Annotated in this window: 14 protein-coding genes; 5 read left to right on the plus strand and 9 right to left on the minus strand. The window is 76.3% G+C overall.

Annotated elements, in window-relative coordinates; translation table 11 throughout:
• Positions 1–199 precede the first annotated feature (199 nt).
• From IE219_RS17770 to IE219_RS17795, 6 genes are all read right to left on the minus strand, one after another.
• The gene (locus IE219_RS17770) at positions 200–1,189 is read right to left on the minus strand and encodes a UbiA family prenyltransferase (protein WP_189978437.1); all 990 of its coding nucleotides are present in this window, start codon (positions 1,187–1,189) and stop codon (positions 200–202) included.
• Entirely contained in the window at positions 1,186–2,025 is an 840-nt protein-coding gene (locus IE219_RS17775) for a class I SAM-dependent methyltransferase (RefSeq protein ID WP_189978439.1), read from the minus strand. Before IE219_RS17775 ends, IE219_RS17770 begins: the two co-directional genes overlap by 4 nt.
• On the minus strand, positions 2,022–3,635 hold the full coding sequence (locus IE219_RS17780; RefSeq protein WP_189978440.1) for an AMP-binding protein: 1,614 nt from the start codon (positions 3,633–3,635) through the stop codon (positions 2,022–2,024). The genes IE219_RS17775 and IE219_RS17780 overlap by 4 nt, the downstream gene beginning before the upstream one ends.
• Positions 3,632–4,987 (minus strand): protoporphyrinogen/coproporphyrinogen oxidase, encoded by a 1,356-nt coding sequence (locus IE219_RS17785; protein ID WP_189978442.1) that lies wholly within the window; start codon positions 4,985–4,987, stop codon positions 3,632–3,634. The genes IE219_RS17780 and IE219_RS17785 overlap by 4 nt, the downstream gene beginning before the upstream one ends.
• Before the next feature lie 64 nt (positions 4,988–5,051).
• Positions 5,052–6,221, minus strand: coding sequence for a DegT/DnrJ/EryC1/StrS family aminotransferase (locus tag IE219_RS17790; protein WP_189978444.1), 1,170 nt, complete (start codon positions 6,219–6,221; stop codon positions 5,052–5,054).
• Positions 6,218–7,300 (minus strand): DegT/DnrJ/EryC1/StrS family aminotransferase, encoded by a 1,083-nt coding sequence (locus IE219_RS17795; protein ID WP_229849823.1) that lies wholly within the window; start codon positions 7,298–7,300, stop codon positions 6,218–6,220. The genes IE219_RS17790 and IE219_RS17795 overlap by 4 nt, the downstream gene beginning before the upstream one ends.
• Positions 7,301–7,639: 339 nt before the next feature.
• Between IE219_RS17795 and IE219_RS17800 the strand changes: the two genes are divergently transcribed.
• From IE219_RS17800 to IE219_RS17825, 5 genes are read left to right on the plus strand one after another with little or no spacing between them, the layout of a single operon-like run.
• Positions 7,640–8,650 (plus strand): Gfo/Idh/MocA family oxidoreductase, encoded by a 1,011-nt coding sequence (locus IE219_RS17800; RefSeq protein ID WP_189978446.1) that lies wholly within the window; start codon positions 7,640–7,642, stop codon positions 8,648–8,650.
• Complete coding sequence (locus IE219_RS32430) at positions 8,634–10,832, plus strand: M20/M25/M40 family metallo-hydrolase (RefSeq protein ID WP_308434025.1); 2,199 nt, start codon at positions 8,634–8,636, stop codon at positions 10,830–10,832. The genes IE219_RS17800 and IE219_RS32430 overlap by 17 nt, the downstream gene beginning before the upstream one ends.
• Positions 10,829–11,980 (plus strand): Ldh family oxidoreductase, encoded by a 1,152-nt coding sequence (locus IE219_RS17815; protein WP_189978448.1) that lies wholly within the window; start codon positions 10,829–10,831, stop codon positions 11,978–11,980. Before IE219_RS32430 ends, IE219_RS17815 begins: the two co-directional genes overlap by 4 nt.
• Entirely contained in the window at positions 11,977–13,062 is a 1,086-nt protein-coding gene (locus tag IE219_RS17820; protein ID WP_189978450.1) for a Gfo/Idh/MocA family protein, read from the plus strand. Before IE219_RS17815 ends, IE219_RS17820 begins: the two co-directional genes overlap by 4 nt.
• A complete protein-coding gene (locus IE219_RS17825) occupies positions 13,059–13,511 on the plus strand; it encodes a DUF6917 domain-containing protein (RefSeq protein ID WP_189978452.1) in 453 nt (150 codons plus the stop codon). The genes IE219_RS17820 and IE219_RS17825 overlap by 4 nt, the downstream gene beginning before the upstream one ends.
• A 102-nt stretch (positions 13,512–13,613) precedes the next feature.
• On the opposite strand, the gene IE219_RS17830 is transcribed toward IE219_RS17825, so the two are convergent.
• The 3 genes from IE219_RS17830 to IE219_RS17840 form a co-directional block, all read right to left on the minus strand.
• Complete coding sequence (locus IE219_RS17830; protein ID WP_189978453.1) at positions 13,614–14,153, minus strand: EF-hand domain-containing protein; 540 nt, start codon at positions 14,151–14,153, stop codon at positions 13,614–13,616.
• A gap of 118 nt (positions 14,154–14,271) precedes the next feature.
• Positions 14,272–15,528, minus strand: a complete 1,257-nt coding sequence (locus tag IE219_RS17835; protein WP_189978455.1) for a nucleotide sugar dehydrogenase — start codon at positions 15,526–15,528, stop codon at positions 14,272–14,274.
• A gap of 47 nt (positions 15,529–15,575) precedes the next feature.
• Positions 15,576–15,875 (minus strand): hypothetical protein, encoded by a 300-nt coding sequence (locus IE219_RS17840; RefSeq protein ID WP_189978457.1) that lies wholly within the window; start codon positions 15,873–15,875, stop codon positions 15,576–15,578.
• Positions 15,876–15,984 lie beyond the last annotated feature (109 nt).

Below are 15,984 nucleotides of genomic sequence, written 5' to 3' on the forward strand. Positions count from 1 at the left end.
ACTACCGGGGACCGGGGGTCGGGACGGCCGTGCGGCCCGCCTGAGGCGACCGGGGTGACCGGTGTCCCTCGTCCTGGTGCCGATGTTCCACGGCGCGGCTCTACGGCCGATCAACGGCAGATCACCGGTGCCGTAGACCCGGCGTCGAGCGGATCGACGCCGGGTCCGGGGGGCGCTGCGGGGACGGGTGGGGCGGGGTTCAGCCGGTGAACGCGAGCAGCAGGTTGGCCGTGATCATCAGGACGACGCCGAGCCGGTGCACGGCGAAGCCGGTGCGACGGGCCCGCATGATGTCGCCGGTCCAAAAGCCGAGCAGGTACTGCCGCAGCCGCAGCAGCGAGGCGGGCAGCATGAGCGGCACGAACCACCAGGGGGCGATTCCCGTCGCACCGGCGGCGGCGATGGTCAGGAACTCGGCCAGGGAGAGCGCGCCGATGAAGCGGGCGTTGCCGCGCTCGGAGGTCAGGGCGGCGACGGTGGGGCGGCCCACCGCCCGGTCGCCGTCCACGTCGTTGGTGTTGGAGTAGACGCCGAACATGAGCGGGCCGAAGCCGAAGAGGACGGCCTGGACCAGCAGGAAGCCGGTGGCCTGCCCGGTGGCCATGCCGTACGGCAGGATGACGAGGGCGAAGCCGAGGGCGACCAGGTACAGCTCCTGGAAGCCGTGGTAGCTGAGCTTGACGCCGTACGAGTACTGGAGGGTCACCACCCACAGGACGGCGAGCCCGATCACGGTCCAGGCCGGGCGGTGCGGGGCGAGGGCGGCGGTCGCGGCGAGCAGCAGGGCGGCGAGGACGGCGCAGCCCCAGGCGAAGCGGAGCGCCTCGGGCACCGTCAGGGTGCCCGCGACCAGCGGCTTGCGCTGGACGTTGCGCAGCGGGTGGTCGGGGCCGTAGTTGGTGATGTCGCTGCCGTCGCGGAAGCCGGTGACGTCGTCGAAGGCGGTCATCGCCATGAGCAGCAGGACCTGGGCGGCGAGGAAGACGCCGAAGAGGGCGGCGGCGCGTCCGGCGGAGGTCCCGGCGGCGGGCAGGACGGCGGCGAGGGCGATGAAGGTGCCCAGGTAGTAGTCGTAGACGTCCAGTTTGCCGAGGCGCGCGTAGACCCTGAGCCGGTCCCCGGCCGTGAGGGCCGGTGGCGTGGGCGGGGCGGCGGGGGCGGTGGTCGTCGTGAGGGTGGAGTCGGTCATGTCGCCTCGGTGCTCGGGGTGGTGAGGGGGGTGGCGGCGGGGCGGCGGCCCTGCGCGGAGTAGAGGACGCCCGTCGCGGCGGCGAAGCCGGGGTCGCGCATCAGCGTGCCGAGCCGGTCGACCTCGGCGGCGGTGAAGCCGTGCCCGGGCAGCCGGGGCGCGAGGTGGGCGAGGTGGTGCAGCTGGAGGCCGAGGGCGGGCGTGCCGGGGGCGCGCAGCAGGACGTGCGGCCGGACGCTGAGGCCGGTCAGTCCGGCCGCGCGCAGGGCGGCGGGGACCTTGCGGCCCCAGGTGGGGTCGCCTCCGGCGGCGCGCATCAGGGCCGTCTTGGCGGTGGTGAAGCGCTCGTAGAGCCGCGCGTCCTCGGGGGTGGGGGCGAGGAGGCAGGGTTCGTGCCCGGCGTCGAACTCGTCGATCTGGAGGAGTCCGCCGGGCACCAGGGCGCGGACCAGTTTGCGCAGCACGGCGTCGCGTTCGGGGAGGTGCTGGAGGACGAGGCGGGCCACGACGAGGTCGTAGGCGCCCTCGGGCAGCGGGTCGGTGACGGCGTCGTGGGTGAGGACGGTCAGTCCGGGGGCGGGCGGGATGCGGCCGGGCTTGACGTCGGTGGCGGTGACGGAGCCGGTGGGGCCGGTGAGCCGGAGCAGGGCGTGCGCGACGCTGCCCGCGCCGGCGCCGATCTCCAGGCAGTGCGCGCCGGGGGGCACTCCGGCCGCCCGGAGGTGGCCGAGGGTCAGCGGGTCGAGCGCGCCTTCGAGGGAGGCGTGGTGACGGGCGCTGTGCGGGCTGTCGTTGTCGAAGACGTAGCCCCGGGGGGCGGGCGGGCTCGTGGTCATGTCCAGCGGCCGGTGCCGCAGGTGTCGGTGCTGCCGGTGAGCCGTTCGAGGAGGACGGCGCGGCGGACCTTGCCGGTGCCGGTGCGCGGGACGTCGTCCCAGCCGACGACGGCGGGCGCGTCGAGTGCGGGGAGTCCTTCGGCGGCCTGCTTCCAGCGGGCCGGGGCGAGGGTGCCGTCCTCGGTGACGACGACGGGCAGCGGGGCGGCGTCGGGGCGGGCGAGGACGACGCATTCCAGGGCCTCGGGGAGGCGGTCCTCCAGGATGTCCTCGGTACGCAGGCAGCTGAAGCCGGGGAGGTGGTCGACCTCCCGGTCGAGGAGGCGGACGGAGCCGTCGCGGGCGAGGACGCCGATGTCGCCGGTGTTCCACCAGTCGCCGTGCCGCTTGGCCTCCCAGCGCTCGCGCTCGCCCGGGTAGTCGGGGGCGAGGGCCCGGGTGCGGCAGAGGATCAGGCCGGGGGTGCCGGCGGGCACCGGGCGGAAGGTGGCGGGGTCGACGGCCCGCAGCCGGGTCTTCAGGGGGACGGGCCGGCCGAGGTCGCGGACGGTGGTGGGGGTGCCGTCGGCGGCGCGGGCGACGGAGCGGCGGGTGTGGAAGGCGAAGGTCAGCGGTCCGGTCTCGCTCTGGCCCCAGCCCTGCATCCACAGCGGGCGGCGGTGGGCGGTGGCCTGGAGGTAGGAGCGGATGACGGGCGGGTGGACGGCGTCGTAGGTGCTGATGTAGGTCCGTACGTCCCGGAAGGGGTTGTCGAGGCCGCGGGTGAGCGGCCGGAGGCGCGCGTAGCGGGCGGGCAGGGCCTCGACGACGGTGGGCGGGTGGGCGCGCAGCAGCAGGTCGGCGGCCTCGGGCCGGCCCCGGGAGTCGAGGGTGATGTGCCGGGGGGCGCGGACGGGGGCGACGGCGGTCCAGCAGATGGTGCGGCCGTGGGCGTAGGAGCTGGCGTTGTAGAGGGTGTCGTCGCGGCGCAGGCCGATGCGGGGCACCGGCCTGGTCTCGAAGCGGGCCAGGTGGTGGATGAGGGTGCGGGTGGTGTGGGAGACCAGTTTCGGTACGCCGGTGGTGCCGCTGGTGTGGACGACGACCAGGGGGGCGTCGTCGGGGCGGGGGTGCGGGCCGGGGTCGGCGTGGCCGCGGAGCGCGTCGAGGGGGACGGTGCCGGGCGGGAGGCCGTCGGCGGGGCCGAGGACGACGGTGGTGCGGGCGGTGTCGGCGAGGCGGACGGCCGGGTCGCGGGTGAGGACGTCGGCGTCGGTGACGAGGACGCGGGGCGCGCAGCGGTCCAGGAGGATCCGCAGGGCCTCGGGGGCGAGGTGGTCGGAGAGCTTGACGGGGACGGCGCCGGTGCGGATCGCGGCGCAGGCGAGGAGGTCGTAGTCCCAGTGGTTGGCCTTGACGATCGCGACGCGGTCGCCGGGGCCCGCTCCGGCGGCGGCGAGGGCGGCGGCGGTCTCCCGGACCAGCAGGGCGAGTTCGGGGACGGTCCACTCGGTGGCGCCGGCGCCGGGGAGACCGGGGGCGAGGTCGAGGGGCCGGTCGAGGTGGTAGCGGGTGGCGGCGCCGGCGTCGGCCAGCTCGTCGAAGAGGACGCCCAGGTCGTGGGGGGTCATGCGGTGGTCTCCTGCGGGGCGGTACGGCCCCGGCGGGGGGCGGCGAGGTGGGCGAGGACGCGGGCGGCGGCGAGCGCGCCGGAGCGGGCGGCGCCCTCGCTGGAGGGGCGGGCGGCGACCCAGTCCCCGGCGTACTCGACGGCGCGCGCCGGGCGGCGCAGGAAGGCCCCGCGCAGGGCGAGGGCGCGGGGGGTGAGTTCGGGCATGGCCTCGGGCCAGTGGTGGACGTGGGTGGCGGTGAGGGCCGCGCCCAGGCCGGGGACGTACCGTTCGGCGGCGGCGGCGAGCCGGCGTCCGGCCTCCTCCTCACCCGCCCCGACCAGGTCGGGGATGCGGGACGGGGCGGCGAGCAGGCTGATCAGGCCGCGTCCGGCGGGGGCCCGGTCGGGGCACTTGAGGTGGTCGGCGATGAGGCAGGAGAGCAGCGGCTCCTCGTCGGCGGGGGTGAGGAGGGCGTAGCCGCCGCCGCGCGGGGCGAGCGGCCGGTCGAGGGCGCAGCTGACCTTGTACATGGGGCGGTACGTGGAGGCGGCGGGGTAGCCGGTGGCGTCCGGGTCGGCGCCGTCGGTGAGCCGGAGGGCGACCGGGGCGGGCACGGCGAGGACGACGGCGCGGGCGGTGAGGGCGGCGCCGTCGACGGTGAGGCGGGCGTGGTCGCCGTGGTCGGTGACCTCGTCGACCCGGTGGCCGTAGCGGGTGGGGAGGGCGGCGGCGAGGCGGCGGGTGAGGAGGTCCATGCCGCCGCGGTAGGTGCGCCAGGCGGAGACGGGTCCGACGGCGAGGAGCAGGCCGACGAGCGGGGAGGCGGCGCTGCGGGCGGTGTCCCAGCCGAAGAAGGCGGCGGAGAGCGGCTGGAGGAGGTGGTCGTGGAGGCCGGGGTGGTAGCGGCGGGCGGCGTCGGCGATGGTGTCGGCGCCGAGCGGGGTGGCCTCGGGGTGGTCGTGGTCGAGGTCGGCGCGGTGGCGGCCGCTCCAGCCGAGGAAGCGGGCGAGGGAGGGCCGGGCGGCGGGGGCGAGTCCGGCGCCGGTGAGGACGGCGCGGGGTTCGCCGACGCCGTTGCGGGGGCGGCCGTCGCGCCAGACGGCCATGGGGCGGCCGATGCGGGGGACGTCGTCGGGGGTGAGGCCGGCCCGGCGGATGAGCTGCCAGGTGGCGCGGTAGCCCTGGGCGGAGATCTGTTCGGCGCCGGTGTCGATGAGGTAGCCGTCGCGGTGGAGGCTGCGCATCCGGCCGCCGGGGGCGTCGGCGGCCTCGAAGACGCGCACCTCGTGGCCGCGGCGGCTCAGTTCGTGGGCGGCGGCGAGTCCGGCGAGTCCGGCGCCGACGACGGCGATGTCGAGGTCAGGGGTCATGCGGGGGTGCTCCGTGCGGGGGTGGGTGCGGGGACGGGGGCGCGGTCCGTCCGGGGCGGTGCGGTCACCGGCGGGCGCGCCGGGCGTGGGCGCGGACGGTGGCGGTGACGTGCTCGACCTGGGCGTCGGTGAGCCGGTGGTGGACGGGCAGGGAGAGCTGTCGGCGGGCGGCGTCCCGGGCGTGCGGCCAGTCGGCGCCGGGGGTGGCGAAGGGGGTGAAGGCGGTCTGCTCGGGCAGGGTGCGCGGGTAGTAGACGTGGGTGTCGACGCCGACGGCGGAGAGGTGGTCGCGCAGGGCGTCGCGGTCGTCGGCGAGCAGGGTGTAGACGTAGTGGCAGCGGCCCTCGGTGCCGGGGGGCGGGGTGGTGAGGCCGGGCAGTCCGGTGAGGTGCTCGGTGTAGTGGGCGGCGATCTCGGCCCGGCGGGCGAGGCGGGCGTCGAGGCCGGGGAGCCGGTGGAGCTGGAAGGCGGCCTGGATCTCGTCGAAGCGGCTGTTGACGCCGATGGTGTGGTGCAGGCCGCGCTGGACGCCGTCCTGGCCGTGGTTGCGGAGCATCCGGACGCGGCGGCCGGTCTCCTCGTCGCGGGTGACGACGAGGCCGCCCTCGCCGGGCATGCCGAAGGACTTGACCTGGACGAAGGAGTAGAGCCCGGCGTCGCCCCACAGTCCGGCGGGGGTGCCGTCGAGGACGGCGCCCTGGGCGACGGCGGAGTCCTCGACGAGGCGGAGGCCCCGGGCGGCGGCGAGGGCGGTGAAGCGGGGCATGTCGGCCATGACGGAGAACATGTGGGCCGGCATCAGGGCCTTGGTCCGCGGGGTGATCCGGGTCTCGGCGTCGGCGGGGTCGAGGGTGAGGGTGGCCGGGTCGACGTCGCCGAAGACGGGGACGGCGCCGGTGTGCAGGACGGCGGCGGCGAGCGGGGCGCAGCCGAGGGCGGGGACGACGACCTCGTCGCCGGGGCCGATGCCGAGGGCGGTGAGGACGAGGTGGAGGGCGGAGGTGCCGCTGGAGCAGGCGACGGCGTCGGCGGCGCCGAGCCGCTCGCGCAGGGCGTCCTCGAAGCGGCGGGTGCGGTCGCCGAGGATGAACTTCTGGTCGGCGCCGGTGCCGATCTCGTACAGCAGCCGCAGGAGGACCTCGCGGTCCTCGTGGAAGAGGTCGGGCGGGAAGAAGGGGACCCGGTCGGCGCGGTCCCCGGCGGTCGCCGTCGCGGTGTCGCTGGTGGTGGTCATGCGGAGGTCTCCCCGGTGTGGAAGGCGCGGACGGCCGCGCAGACGCGGGCGACCTCGTCCTCGGTGAGATCGGAGTGGAGCGGCAGGGCGAGGGCGCGGCGGGAGGCGGCCTCGGCGGCGGGGAAGTCGCCGGGCCGGTGGCCGAGTCCGGCGAAGCAGGGCTGGAGGTGGAGCGGGCGGGGGTAGTAGGTCTCGGTGCCGATGCCCCGGTCCTGGAGGTGGGCGGCGAGTTCGTCGCGGCGGTCGGTCTCGATCAGGTAGACGTAGAAGACCTCGTCGGGGCCGCCGGTGAGCGCGGGAAGCCGGGTGACGCCGGGGACGTCGCGCAGGCCCTCGTCGTAGCGGCGGGCGAGGACGGCGCGGTGGCGGATGCCCTCGTCGAGGACGGTGAGCTTGGCGAGCAGGACGGCGGCCTGGAGGTCGTCCATCTTGCTGTTGTGCCCGGGGTGCACCGTCTCGTTGGAGATGCCGGGGAAGTGGGCGAGGGTGCGTCCGGTGCGGCCGTGGTGGCGCAGGGCGGCGACGTGGTCGGCGAGGTCGGGGTCGTCGGTGAGGACGGCTCCGGCGTCGCCGAGGGCGCCGAGGGTCTTGCTGGGGAAGAAGGAGAGGACGCCGCCGCGGCCGTGGAGTCCGGCGTGGACGCCGTCCTGGCGCATGCCGATGCCCTCGGCGCTGTCCTCCAGGAGGGTCAGGCCCCGGTCGGCGGCGCAGGAGGAGAGGGCCGCCATGTCGGCCATCCGGCAGAAGAGGTGCACGGGCAGCAGGAAGCGGGCGCCGTCGGCGGCCTCGTCGGTGATCAGCTCGGGGCGCATGGCGTACGTGTCGGGGTCGACGTCGGTGAAGACGGGCCGGCCGCCGGCCAGGACGACGGAGCTGGCGGTGGCGACGAAGGAGTACGCGGGGACGAGGACCCGGTCGCCGGGGCGCAGTCCGGCCGCCTTCAGGAGGAGGACGAGGGCGTCGGTCCCGCTGTTGACCCCGATGACGTGACGGGCCCCGGTATAGCGCGCGAGGGCTTTCTCCAGAAGGCCCACCTGGCGGGAATGCGAGAACTTGCCGTCGGCGAAAATCTCGTCCACTCCGGCCCGGAGCTCCGGCCAGATCTTTTCGAAGGTCTTCGCCTGGGAGAAAAAGGGAATGCTCGATGGCGTCACGCGGAAACAATTCTTCTCGGCCGGCGGTGCGCCGACGTCAACTGGGGCCGTGACCACGGCCCGAGGAGAGGCGACGGGCGAACGGACGCTCGCCCCCTGGAAGTCTGCCCGGTGAACGTAACAGCACCGAGAATGAAGCCCCAAACCCTCAAAGGAAATTCATACTTTTCAGTGACGGCGTCTCCGATCTTCTTGACCGGTGTCGCGCGGGGCCGCGAGATTTCTCGACGGCACCCCGCCCGCATCACCGAATGGAACAACCGTATGAGACAGCCCCTGATCGTCGGACTGGGCCGCTCCGGGGCCGGGCTGCACCTGCGGGCCCTGCGCACCGCCCTCGGCCGCGCGCCGGACCTGTGGCGGGGCCCGGTCGTCGCCGTCGACCCCCGGCCCGGGGAGCGCGCCCCGGTGCCCGACGGGGTCACCGTGACCCCGTCCCTGGAGCGGGCCAGGGAACTGCTGCCGCCCGACCGCGCCGTCGTCCACGTCTGCACCCCGCCGGCCGGCCGGACCGCCGTCCTCGCCGCGCTGTGCGCCGCCGGCTACCGCGATCTGATCGTGGAGAAGCCGCTGGCCGCCGACGCCGGGGAGCTGGCGGCCGCGGCGGAGCTGCGGGACCGCCACCGGCTGCGCCTGGCGGTGGTGGCGCACTGGCCCGCCTCCGGCCTCGCCGACCGGCTGCGCGCGCTGATCGCCTCCGGCGAGCTGGGGCGGCTGCTGGCCGTCGACGTCGCCCAGCACAAACCGCGCTTCGCCCGCTCGCTGCGGGCCGACGACGGGCACCCCACCGCCTTCGACGTGGAACTGCCGCACTCGCTGGGCCTGGTCCTGTCGCTGGCGGGTCCGGCCGAACCGACCGCCGCCCGGCTGACCGATCTGCGGGTCGGCACCTCGGTCCGCCCCGGTCTGGGCTCCGCCCTGCTGGAGCTGCGGCACGCGAACGGGGTGCGGACCCGGATCGTCTCCGACCTCACCGCGCCCGTCCGGGAGCGCCGGGTCGCCCTCGACTTCGAACACGGCCGCGCCGTCGGCCACTTCGCGCCGAGCGACGCCGACGACCACGTCCAGCTCGACGTCGGCGGGCGGCGCGAGGTGTTCCGGGACGACGCGCTGGCCGCGTTCCTGCACCGCGCCTACACCCGCTTCGCCGAGGTCGCGGCCGACGACCCGTCCTGGGAGGAGGAGTTCGCCCTGCACGCCGAGGCGGTCCGGCTCCTCGACGCGGCCAAGCGGCACTGCGCGGACGAGGAGGCCCTCCGTGGCGCGGCACGCTGACCTGACCGGCCGGATCACCGGCATCGGCGACGAGGCCGCCCCCGACCTGGCCGGCCAGATCGCCGTCGCCCGCGAACTGGGCTGGTCCGCACTGGAGTTGCGCAGCGTCGACGGTACGGCCCTGGCCGACCTGCCCGCCCCGGCCGTACGGGAGGCCGCCGCCCGGCTGCACGCGGCGGGCCTCGGCACGGTCTGCCTCGGCTCCCGGATCGGGAACTGGGCCCGCCCGGTCACCGGCCCCTTCGAGGCCGACCTGGAGGAGCTGGAGCGGCTCGCCGCGCACGGCCGGGTGCTGGGCTGCCGCAGCCTGCGCGTCATGTCGTGGACCGACGGCGGGCTGCCCGAGGCGGAGTGGGGGGCCAGGGCCGTCGACCGGATGCGGCGGCTCGCCCGCCGCGCCGAGGAGCTCGGCGTCGAACTGCTCCACGAGAACTGCGCGGGCTGGGCGGGCGCCGACGCCGGCCGGACCCTGCGGATGCTGGCCGAGGTGGACAGCCCGGCCCTGCGCGTCCTCTTCGACACCGGCAACGGGGTGCCGTACGGCTACGACGGCCACGCCCTCCTGGAGCGGCTGCTCCCGCACGTCGCCCACGTGCACATCAAGGACGCGCGGCCCGGGGCGCGGCCCGGCGAGGCCGTCTACACGCTGCCCGGCGAGGGCGTCGCCCGGGTCGCCGACTGCGTGCGCCTCCTGGAGGAGCACGGCTACCGGGGGGCGTACTCCCTCGAACCCCACCTCGCGGTCGTCCCGCACGAGGGCCGGGACGGCTCGGACGCCGACACCACCGGCCCCTTCGTCCGGGCCGCCCGCCGCCTGGCCGTCCTGCCCGTCCCGGCCGCCGCGCCCTCCCCCGCCCCCGCTCCCCCGGGCCCGCCCGCCGTGGACGCCGGGCTGCTGCTGCACCTGCTGCACACGCCCACCGCGGGACCCCTGGAGACCGGGCCGGGCGCGCCGCACCTGCTGACCGCCGCCCTGCGCTCCTACGCGACGGCGGCGGCCCGGCTCGGCCTCACCACCGTCTCACTGGCCGCCCCGGAGCCCGGCGCGGTGCTGGGCGGGGACGTCCCCGGGCCGGTGCGGCGCGCGATCGCCGCCGACCCGTCCTTCCTGGCGGACCAGCCGAGCCTGCTGCTGCGGCTCGGGCCCGCGCTGCCCCGGGAGCGCACGGTGATGTTCAACGTGCACCTGGACACCGTCGCGGGCGGCGAGCCCCCCGCGTACGACGGGGTACGGTTCACCGGCCGGGGCGCGGTGGACGCCAAGGGCCCCGCGGTGGCGCTGCTCGCCGGGATCGCCGCCGCCGCCCGCGCCGACCCGTCGGTCGGCCGGGACGTCGCGGTCCTGGTGCAGGCGGTGGCGGGCGAGGAGGGCGGCGCGCTCGGCACCTTCGGCACCCGGCCGCTGGTGGCGGCCGGACACGTGGGCCGGGTCAACGTCTTCTGCGAGCCGACCGGGCTGCGCCACCTGCCGCGCGCGACCGCCGCCGCCACCGCCCTGATCACGGTGGACGGCGAGGACGCGATCGACGACCGGCCGGAGGCGGGACACAACGCCACCGTGCTCCTCGGCTTCCTCGCCCAGCACCTCGCCGCCGCCCTTGACGGCGCGCGGATTCCGGTCTGCGTGGCGGGCCTGCACACCGGGACCCTGCACAACAAGGTGCACGGCACCGGCCGTCTGCTGCTCAACCTCCCCTACGCCGACGCCGCTTCGGGCGCCGCCGCCGAGCGGGCGCTGACCCGCGCCTTCGCGGCGGGGCTGCGGGAGTTCACCGCCCGCTTCGCCGGCCTGCCGGCCTTCGCGCGGACCGCCGCCGACGCGGCCCGGATCACCCGGCTGGTCTGGGAGAAGCGCGGCCTGCCCGCGCTCGGCTCCCAACCCGCCTGGGGCGACGCCCTGTTGGCCCGCGCGGGGATCGGGCGCCGACCGGACGGGGAGCCGGCCTTCACCTGTGACGCGCTCTGGCTGGACGGCGTGCCGGACACCTTCACCACGGTGTTCGGCCCCGGCTCGCTGGACGCCAACCACGCCCACGCGGCGGGCGAGTTCGTCGACCGCGCCGACCTGGAGGCGTTCGCGGAGCGGGTGGCCGCGCTGCTCACCGCCTTCGCCGCCGACGTCCGGTCCGGCGCGGCGGACCGCCCCGTACCGGAACCGACCGAGAAAGCAGGAACCCCATGACGTCCACGCTGCCCGACGGCGCCACCCACCGGAGCGCCGGACCGGCGCCCGGCGAGGGGCGGGAGGTGACGGTCCGGTACGAGGCGCTGCTCGGCGAGACCGCCGCCTTCTTCGCCCGGCTGGGGGTCCCCGAGGAGCGGGCCCGGCTCGCCGCCGAGGCGCTCTGCTACGGCGACCTGACCGGCATGGACTCGCACGGCGTGTTCAACCTGGACCGCCTCTACCGGCCGCTGCTCGCCTCCGGCCGCGCCGACCCGGCCGCCGAACCGCTCGTCCTGCGCGACCTGGGCGCCTGCGTGCTCCTGGACCACCGGCGGGCGCTGGGCCTGTGGGCCGCGTCGGAGGCGATGGACCTGGCGGCGGAGCGCGCCGCCCGCTGCGGCGTCGGGCTCGTGTCGGTGCGGGGCGCCACCCACTTCGGCTGCGCGGGCGTCCACGCCCGGCGGGCCGCCGACCGGGGCATGATCGGCGTGGTGGCCTCCAACTGCGGCGGCCAGCGCATCGCCCGCCCGCCGCTCGGGGCCGCCGCCCTGCTGGGCACCAACCCGCTGAGCGTGGCCGCCCCGGCGGTGGAGGGACGGCCCTTCGTCCTGGACATGAGCACCACCGTCGTCCCCACCGGCCGGATCCGCACCGCGGCCCGCGACGGGCGGGAGGCGCCCGAGGGGTGGCTCACCGACGACGCCGGGCGGCCGGTCTCGGACGCCGCCGCCTACGACCGGGGCGAGGCGTGGCTGGGCTGGCTCGGCGGCACCCCCGCGACCGGCGCCTTCAAGGGCTTCGGCCTGGGCCTCGCGGTGGAGCTGCTGGCGGCCGTGCTGCCGGGGGCGGGCACCGGTCCGGTACCGGCGGCCCTCGACGGGGACGGCCGGCCCGGCGGGCGCGACGACGACATCGGCTTCCTCGTCCTGGCGATCGCCCCGGACGCGCTGCGCGACGGCTACGAGGACGACGCCCGGGGGGTGTTCGGCACGGTGCTCGACTGCCCGCCGCTGCCGGGCGCGGACCCGGTGCGCTATCCCGGGCACCCGGAGGCGGAGCGCGCCGAGCGGCGGCGCGCCTCGGGCGTGCCGCTGTCCGCCGCGCTCCACGCCGAGCTGACCGCCCTCGGCCTGCGCCTCCCGCCCCTCCCCGAGGAGGCCCGATGACCCCGCCCGCTCCCGCCCCGTCCCCCGCCGCCGGGCCCGCGCCGGCCCCTCCCGGCCCCGCCCCGTCCGACCGGCCCCGGGTCGGCCCGGCGTCGCCCCCCGGCGCCCCGCTCCGGCTCGGGATCGCCGGGCTCGGAGTGATCTCCCGCTTCTACCTGGCCGCCGCCGAACGGCTCCCCGAGTGGCGGCTGGCCGGGGTCTGCGACCTGCGCGAGGAGGCCCTCGCCCCGCACCGGGGCCGGGTCCCCTGCCACGTGGACCACCGCGAACTCCTCGCCGCCGGGGGGCTGGACGCCCTGGTGGTGGCGGTGCCCAACCACGCGCACGCCGAGGTGTGCGCGGACGCGCTGCGGGCCGGGGTGCCGGTGTGCGTGGAGAAGCCGCTCGCACTGGACCCGGCGGACGGGCGGCGGCTGGCCGCGCTGTCCCGGGAGCACGGCGTGCCCCTCCTCACCGCCTTCCACCGCCGCCACAACGACCGGGTCCTCGACCTGCTGCGCCGGCTGCCGCCACCGGGCGGGCCGGTGCGGGTGGAGTCCGTCCGGGTGCGGTACCTGGAGCGGATCGAGGAGCACATCGGCGCGGACACCTGGTACCTGGACCCGGCCCGCTGCGGCGGCGGCTGCGTCGCGGACAACGGCCCGAACGCCTTCGACCTGGTCCGCCTCGTGCTGGGCGGGAGCCCGTCGGAGGTCGTCGCCGCGGAGGTGGTGCGGGACGCGGCGGGCACCGACCGGCAGGCCGTGGTCGAGCTGGCCGGTCCGGGCGGCCGGGGCCGGGTGGAGCTGGACTGGTCGTACCCCGGCGAGGTCAAGGACGTGCTCGTACGGCTCAGCGACGGCACCGAGCTGGCCGCCGACATGCTGGCCGGGCGGCCCGGTTTCAAGGAGTCGCTGTGGCACGAGTACGAGGGCGTCCTGCGGGAGCTGGCCGGGCTGCGGTCGCTGCCCGACCCGTCCCGGGCGGTCGAGGGCGGCCTGGCCGCGCTCGACCTGGTCGCCGACGTCTACGCCGCGGAGGCCGCCTCCCCGCTCCCGGCACCCCGCACCTCCCTGTCCGCCTCCCGACCGGAGTCCCGATGAGCACCGCCCCCACCGCCCCCGCCGCCCCGCCCTCCCTGGACTCCGGGCTGCACGAGAACGGCGCCAAGCGCGCGGTGCGCGGGGCCCTCGTCAAGGTGCTGCTGCACGAGCGGACGGACCGGGGCATGGTCCTGGAGCCGTTCGCGGCCCGCTGCGTCCGCCGGGGCGAGGTGCACGAGCTGGTGACGACCGACCGGTGGACGGACCTGCCGGGCGCCCGGGTGGACCGGGTCGGGTTCCTCGGCTTCGTGGAGCTGGCGGAGGGCGGCGTCCTGGACCGGGGGGACGCGGTGCTGATCGGCGGCGAGCCGGTCGGCCGCGTGCTCGGCTTCGACGGCTGCCATCTGCCCAACCACTACAACATCCTGATCCACGCGGACCGGTTGCTGACCGGCGGCTCCCTGGGGCTCGCCCCGGAGGTCCCGGTGCTCTTCGCGCCCGCGCGCTGAGGGCCCGCGCGCCGAGGCCCCCGCCGGGGGCGTGTACGCGAACGGCCGGCCGGCGTCCCCGAGGGGGTGCCGGCCGGCCGCGTTCAGCGGGGGTGGGGCGTGTCAGCCCAGCAGCTCGACGTCGAGCTCACCGGTGTGGAAGCGGCGCACCGCGTCCAGCAGCTCGTCCTCGGAGAGCGTGCCGCTCTTGTCGGTGTCGATCTGCTGGAAGGCGGCGCGGCCCTCCTCCTCGCCGAGGCCGATGGCGTTCAGCCAGGTGGCGAACTCGGCGTCGTCGATGACCCCGTCGCCGTTCTTGTCGGCGAGGGCGACGATGCCGCGGGTGACCGGGCCGAGGACCGGGTTGAAGGTGGCGGCGCCGCCCTCGACGACCTCACCGGCGGCCCGGAGGAACTGGGCGCGGTCGAGCGGGCCCTGGGCGCCGACGCCCGCCTTGGCGGCGAGGTGCTGGAACATGGCGGTGAAGCCGTCGCGCAGCTGCTCGCCCTTCGCCGAGTCCGGGGTCTCGCCGAAGGCGCGGGCGATGTTGGCGGCCTCGGTGACGAAGTCCGAGGGCTCCAGCACGCCGTCGCCGTTCGCGTCCCACTTGTCGAAACGCTTCGACAGACGCTCCTGGGCGACGTTGCCGACTGCCATCGTCATGAGATGTTCTCCTTGGTGTGTACGGTGCCGTCCGGACGGTCGTCCGTGCGGCCTGTCCCGCGGTCCGGGGCGCGTTCGCGGCGCCCCGGACCGGAGGTCTGCGGGGTGTGGCGCGGCGTCAGAGCCGCACCACGCGGCGGCCCTCCGCCGTTCCTCGGGTGTCGAGGACGGGGCAGGCGGCGGCGTCCCAGTCGGCCGAGCGGTACTCGGCGTGTTCCTGGAGCAGCACCACCAGGTCGCTGTCGGTCAGGGCCCGTTCGCGCGAGCGCTGCCGGGGGACGGGGACGCCGTCCACCTCGAAGCGCCCGACGTAGGGGTCGTGGTAGGTGAGCCGGGCGCCGAACGCGCCGAGCGCGCGGGCCACGGGGTAGGCGGGGGACTCCCGGGTGTCGGAGATGTCGGCCTTGTAGGCGACGCCGAGCAGGGTGACCCGGGCGTGCGCGGGGTCCTTGCCGGCCGCGAGGAGCAGGGTGCGGGCCCGGTCGGCGACGTGCTCGGGCATCGCGTCGAGGACGGCGCGGGCGGCGCCCAGGGTGCGGAAGGTGAAGCCCTGTTCGGCGGCGCGGGTCATCAGGTAGCGGGGGTCGACGGGGATGCAGTGGCCGCCGACGCCGGGGCCGGGCCGGAAGCCGGAGAAGCCGAAGGGCTTGGTGTCCGCGCAGCGCAGCACGTCCCAGATGTCGATGCCGACCCGGTCGCAGTAGACGGCGATCTCGTCGACCAGGGCGATGTTGACGTACCGGTAGGCGTTCTCCAGGAGCTTGGCCATCTCCGCCTCCCGGGTCCCGGCGGCGACGACGACCTCGTCGACGAGGCGCTCGTAGAAGGCGGTGGCGTGCTTGGCGCAGAGCCGGGTGGAGCCGCTGACGACCTTGGGGGTGGTGCGCAGGGTGTAGTGGCGGTTGCCGGGGTCGATGCGTTCGGGGGAGTACGCGAGGTGGAAGTCCTCGCCGGCCCGCAGTCCGCCGGCTTCGAGGAGGGGCCGGACGATCTCCTCGGTGGTGCCGGGGTGGCTGGTGGACTCGACGCAGACCAGGGTGCCGGGTTCGAGGTGGCGGGCGACCGTGCGGACGGCCGCGATCAGCGGTTCGAGGTCGGGTTCGCCGGCCGGGGTGAGTCCGGTCGGGACGCAGACGACCACGGTGTGGGCGCCGGCGAGGACGGCGGGGTCGGTGGCGGCGCGGAAGCCCGCGGCGCGCATCGCCCCGATGTCCTCGTCGGTGATGTCCTCGATGTGCGAGCGCCCCCGGTTCAGCCCGTCGACGACGTCGGCGCCGATGTCGTAGCCGACGGTCGCGAGGCCCGCCTCGCAGGCCCGGCGGGCCAGCGGGAGTCCGACGTAGCCGAGTCCGACCACGGCGAGTTCTGTGAGCATGTGTCCCCCCATGTCTCCGGTGTGTCCCTTGCCCTCCGGTCCGGCCCTCAGGCGCTGAAGCTGCCGCTGCCGGGGGCCACGTGGGAGCCGTGGCCGGGCGGGACCGCCACGGACGGGCCGAGGCAGAACGGGTCTCCGTAGATCCGCACCGGCCGGTCGGTGGCGTTGGTCAGCACGTGGGCGGCGAGCGGGAGCTTGTGACAGCCCCTCGGGTTCTCGTACACGGTCAGGGGCTGCACTTCCGTCTCGAAGACGGTGACGGTCCCCTCGGCGGCGTGGGCCGGGGCCTGGAAGAGGCCGAGTGCCGCGCCGGAGGCGAGGACGAGAGTGAGGAGGTGGCGTCGCAAGGGAGGTGCTCCGTAACTGGCCGGTGCTGCCGGGGCCGTTGCCGCGAAGGGAACTGAATGGCGAATTCCGTTTGCAGTTCCAGGATTGCACGCGTTTCGAGGCGTAGAC

The sequence above is a fragment of the Streptomyces termitum genome (genome assembly GCF_014650175.1).
GTDB classification, from domain to species: domain Bacteria; phylum Actinomycetota; class Actinomycetes; order Streptomycetales; family Streptomycetaceae; genus Streptomyces; species Streptomyces termitum.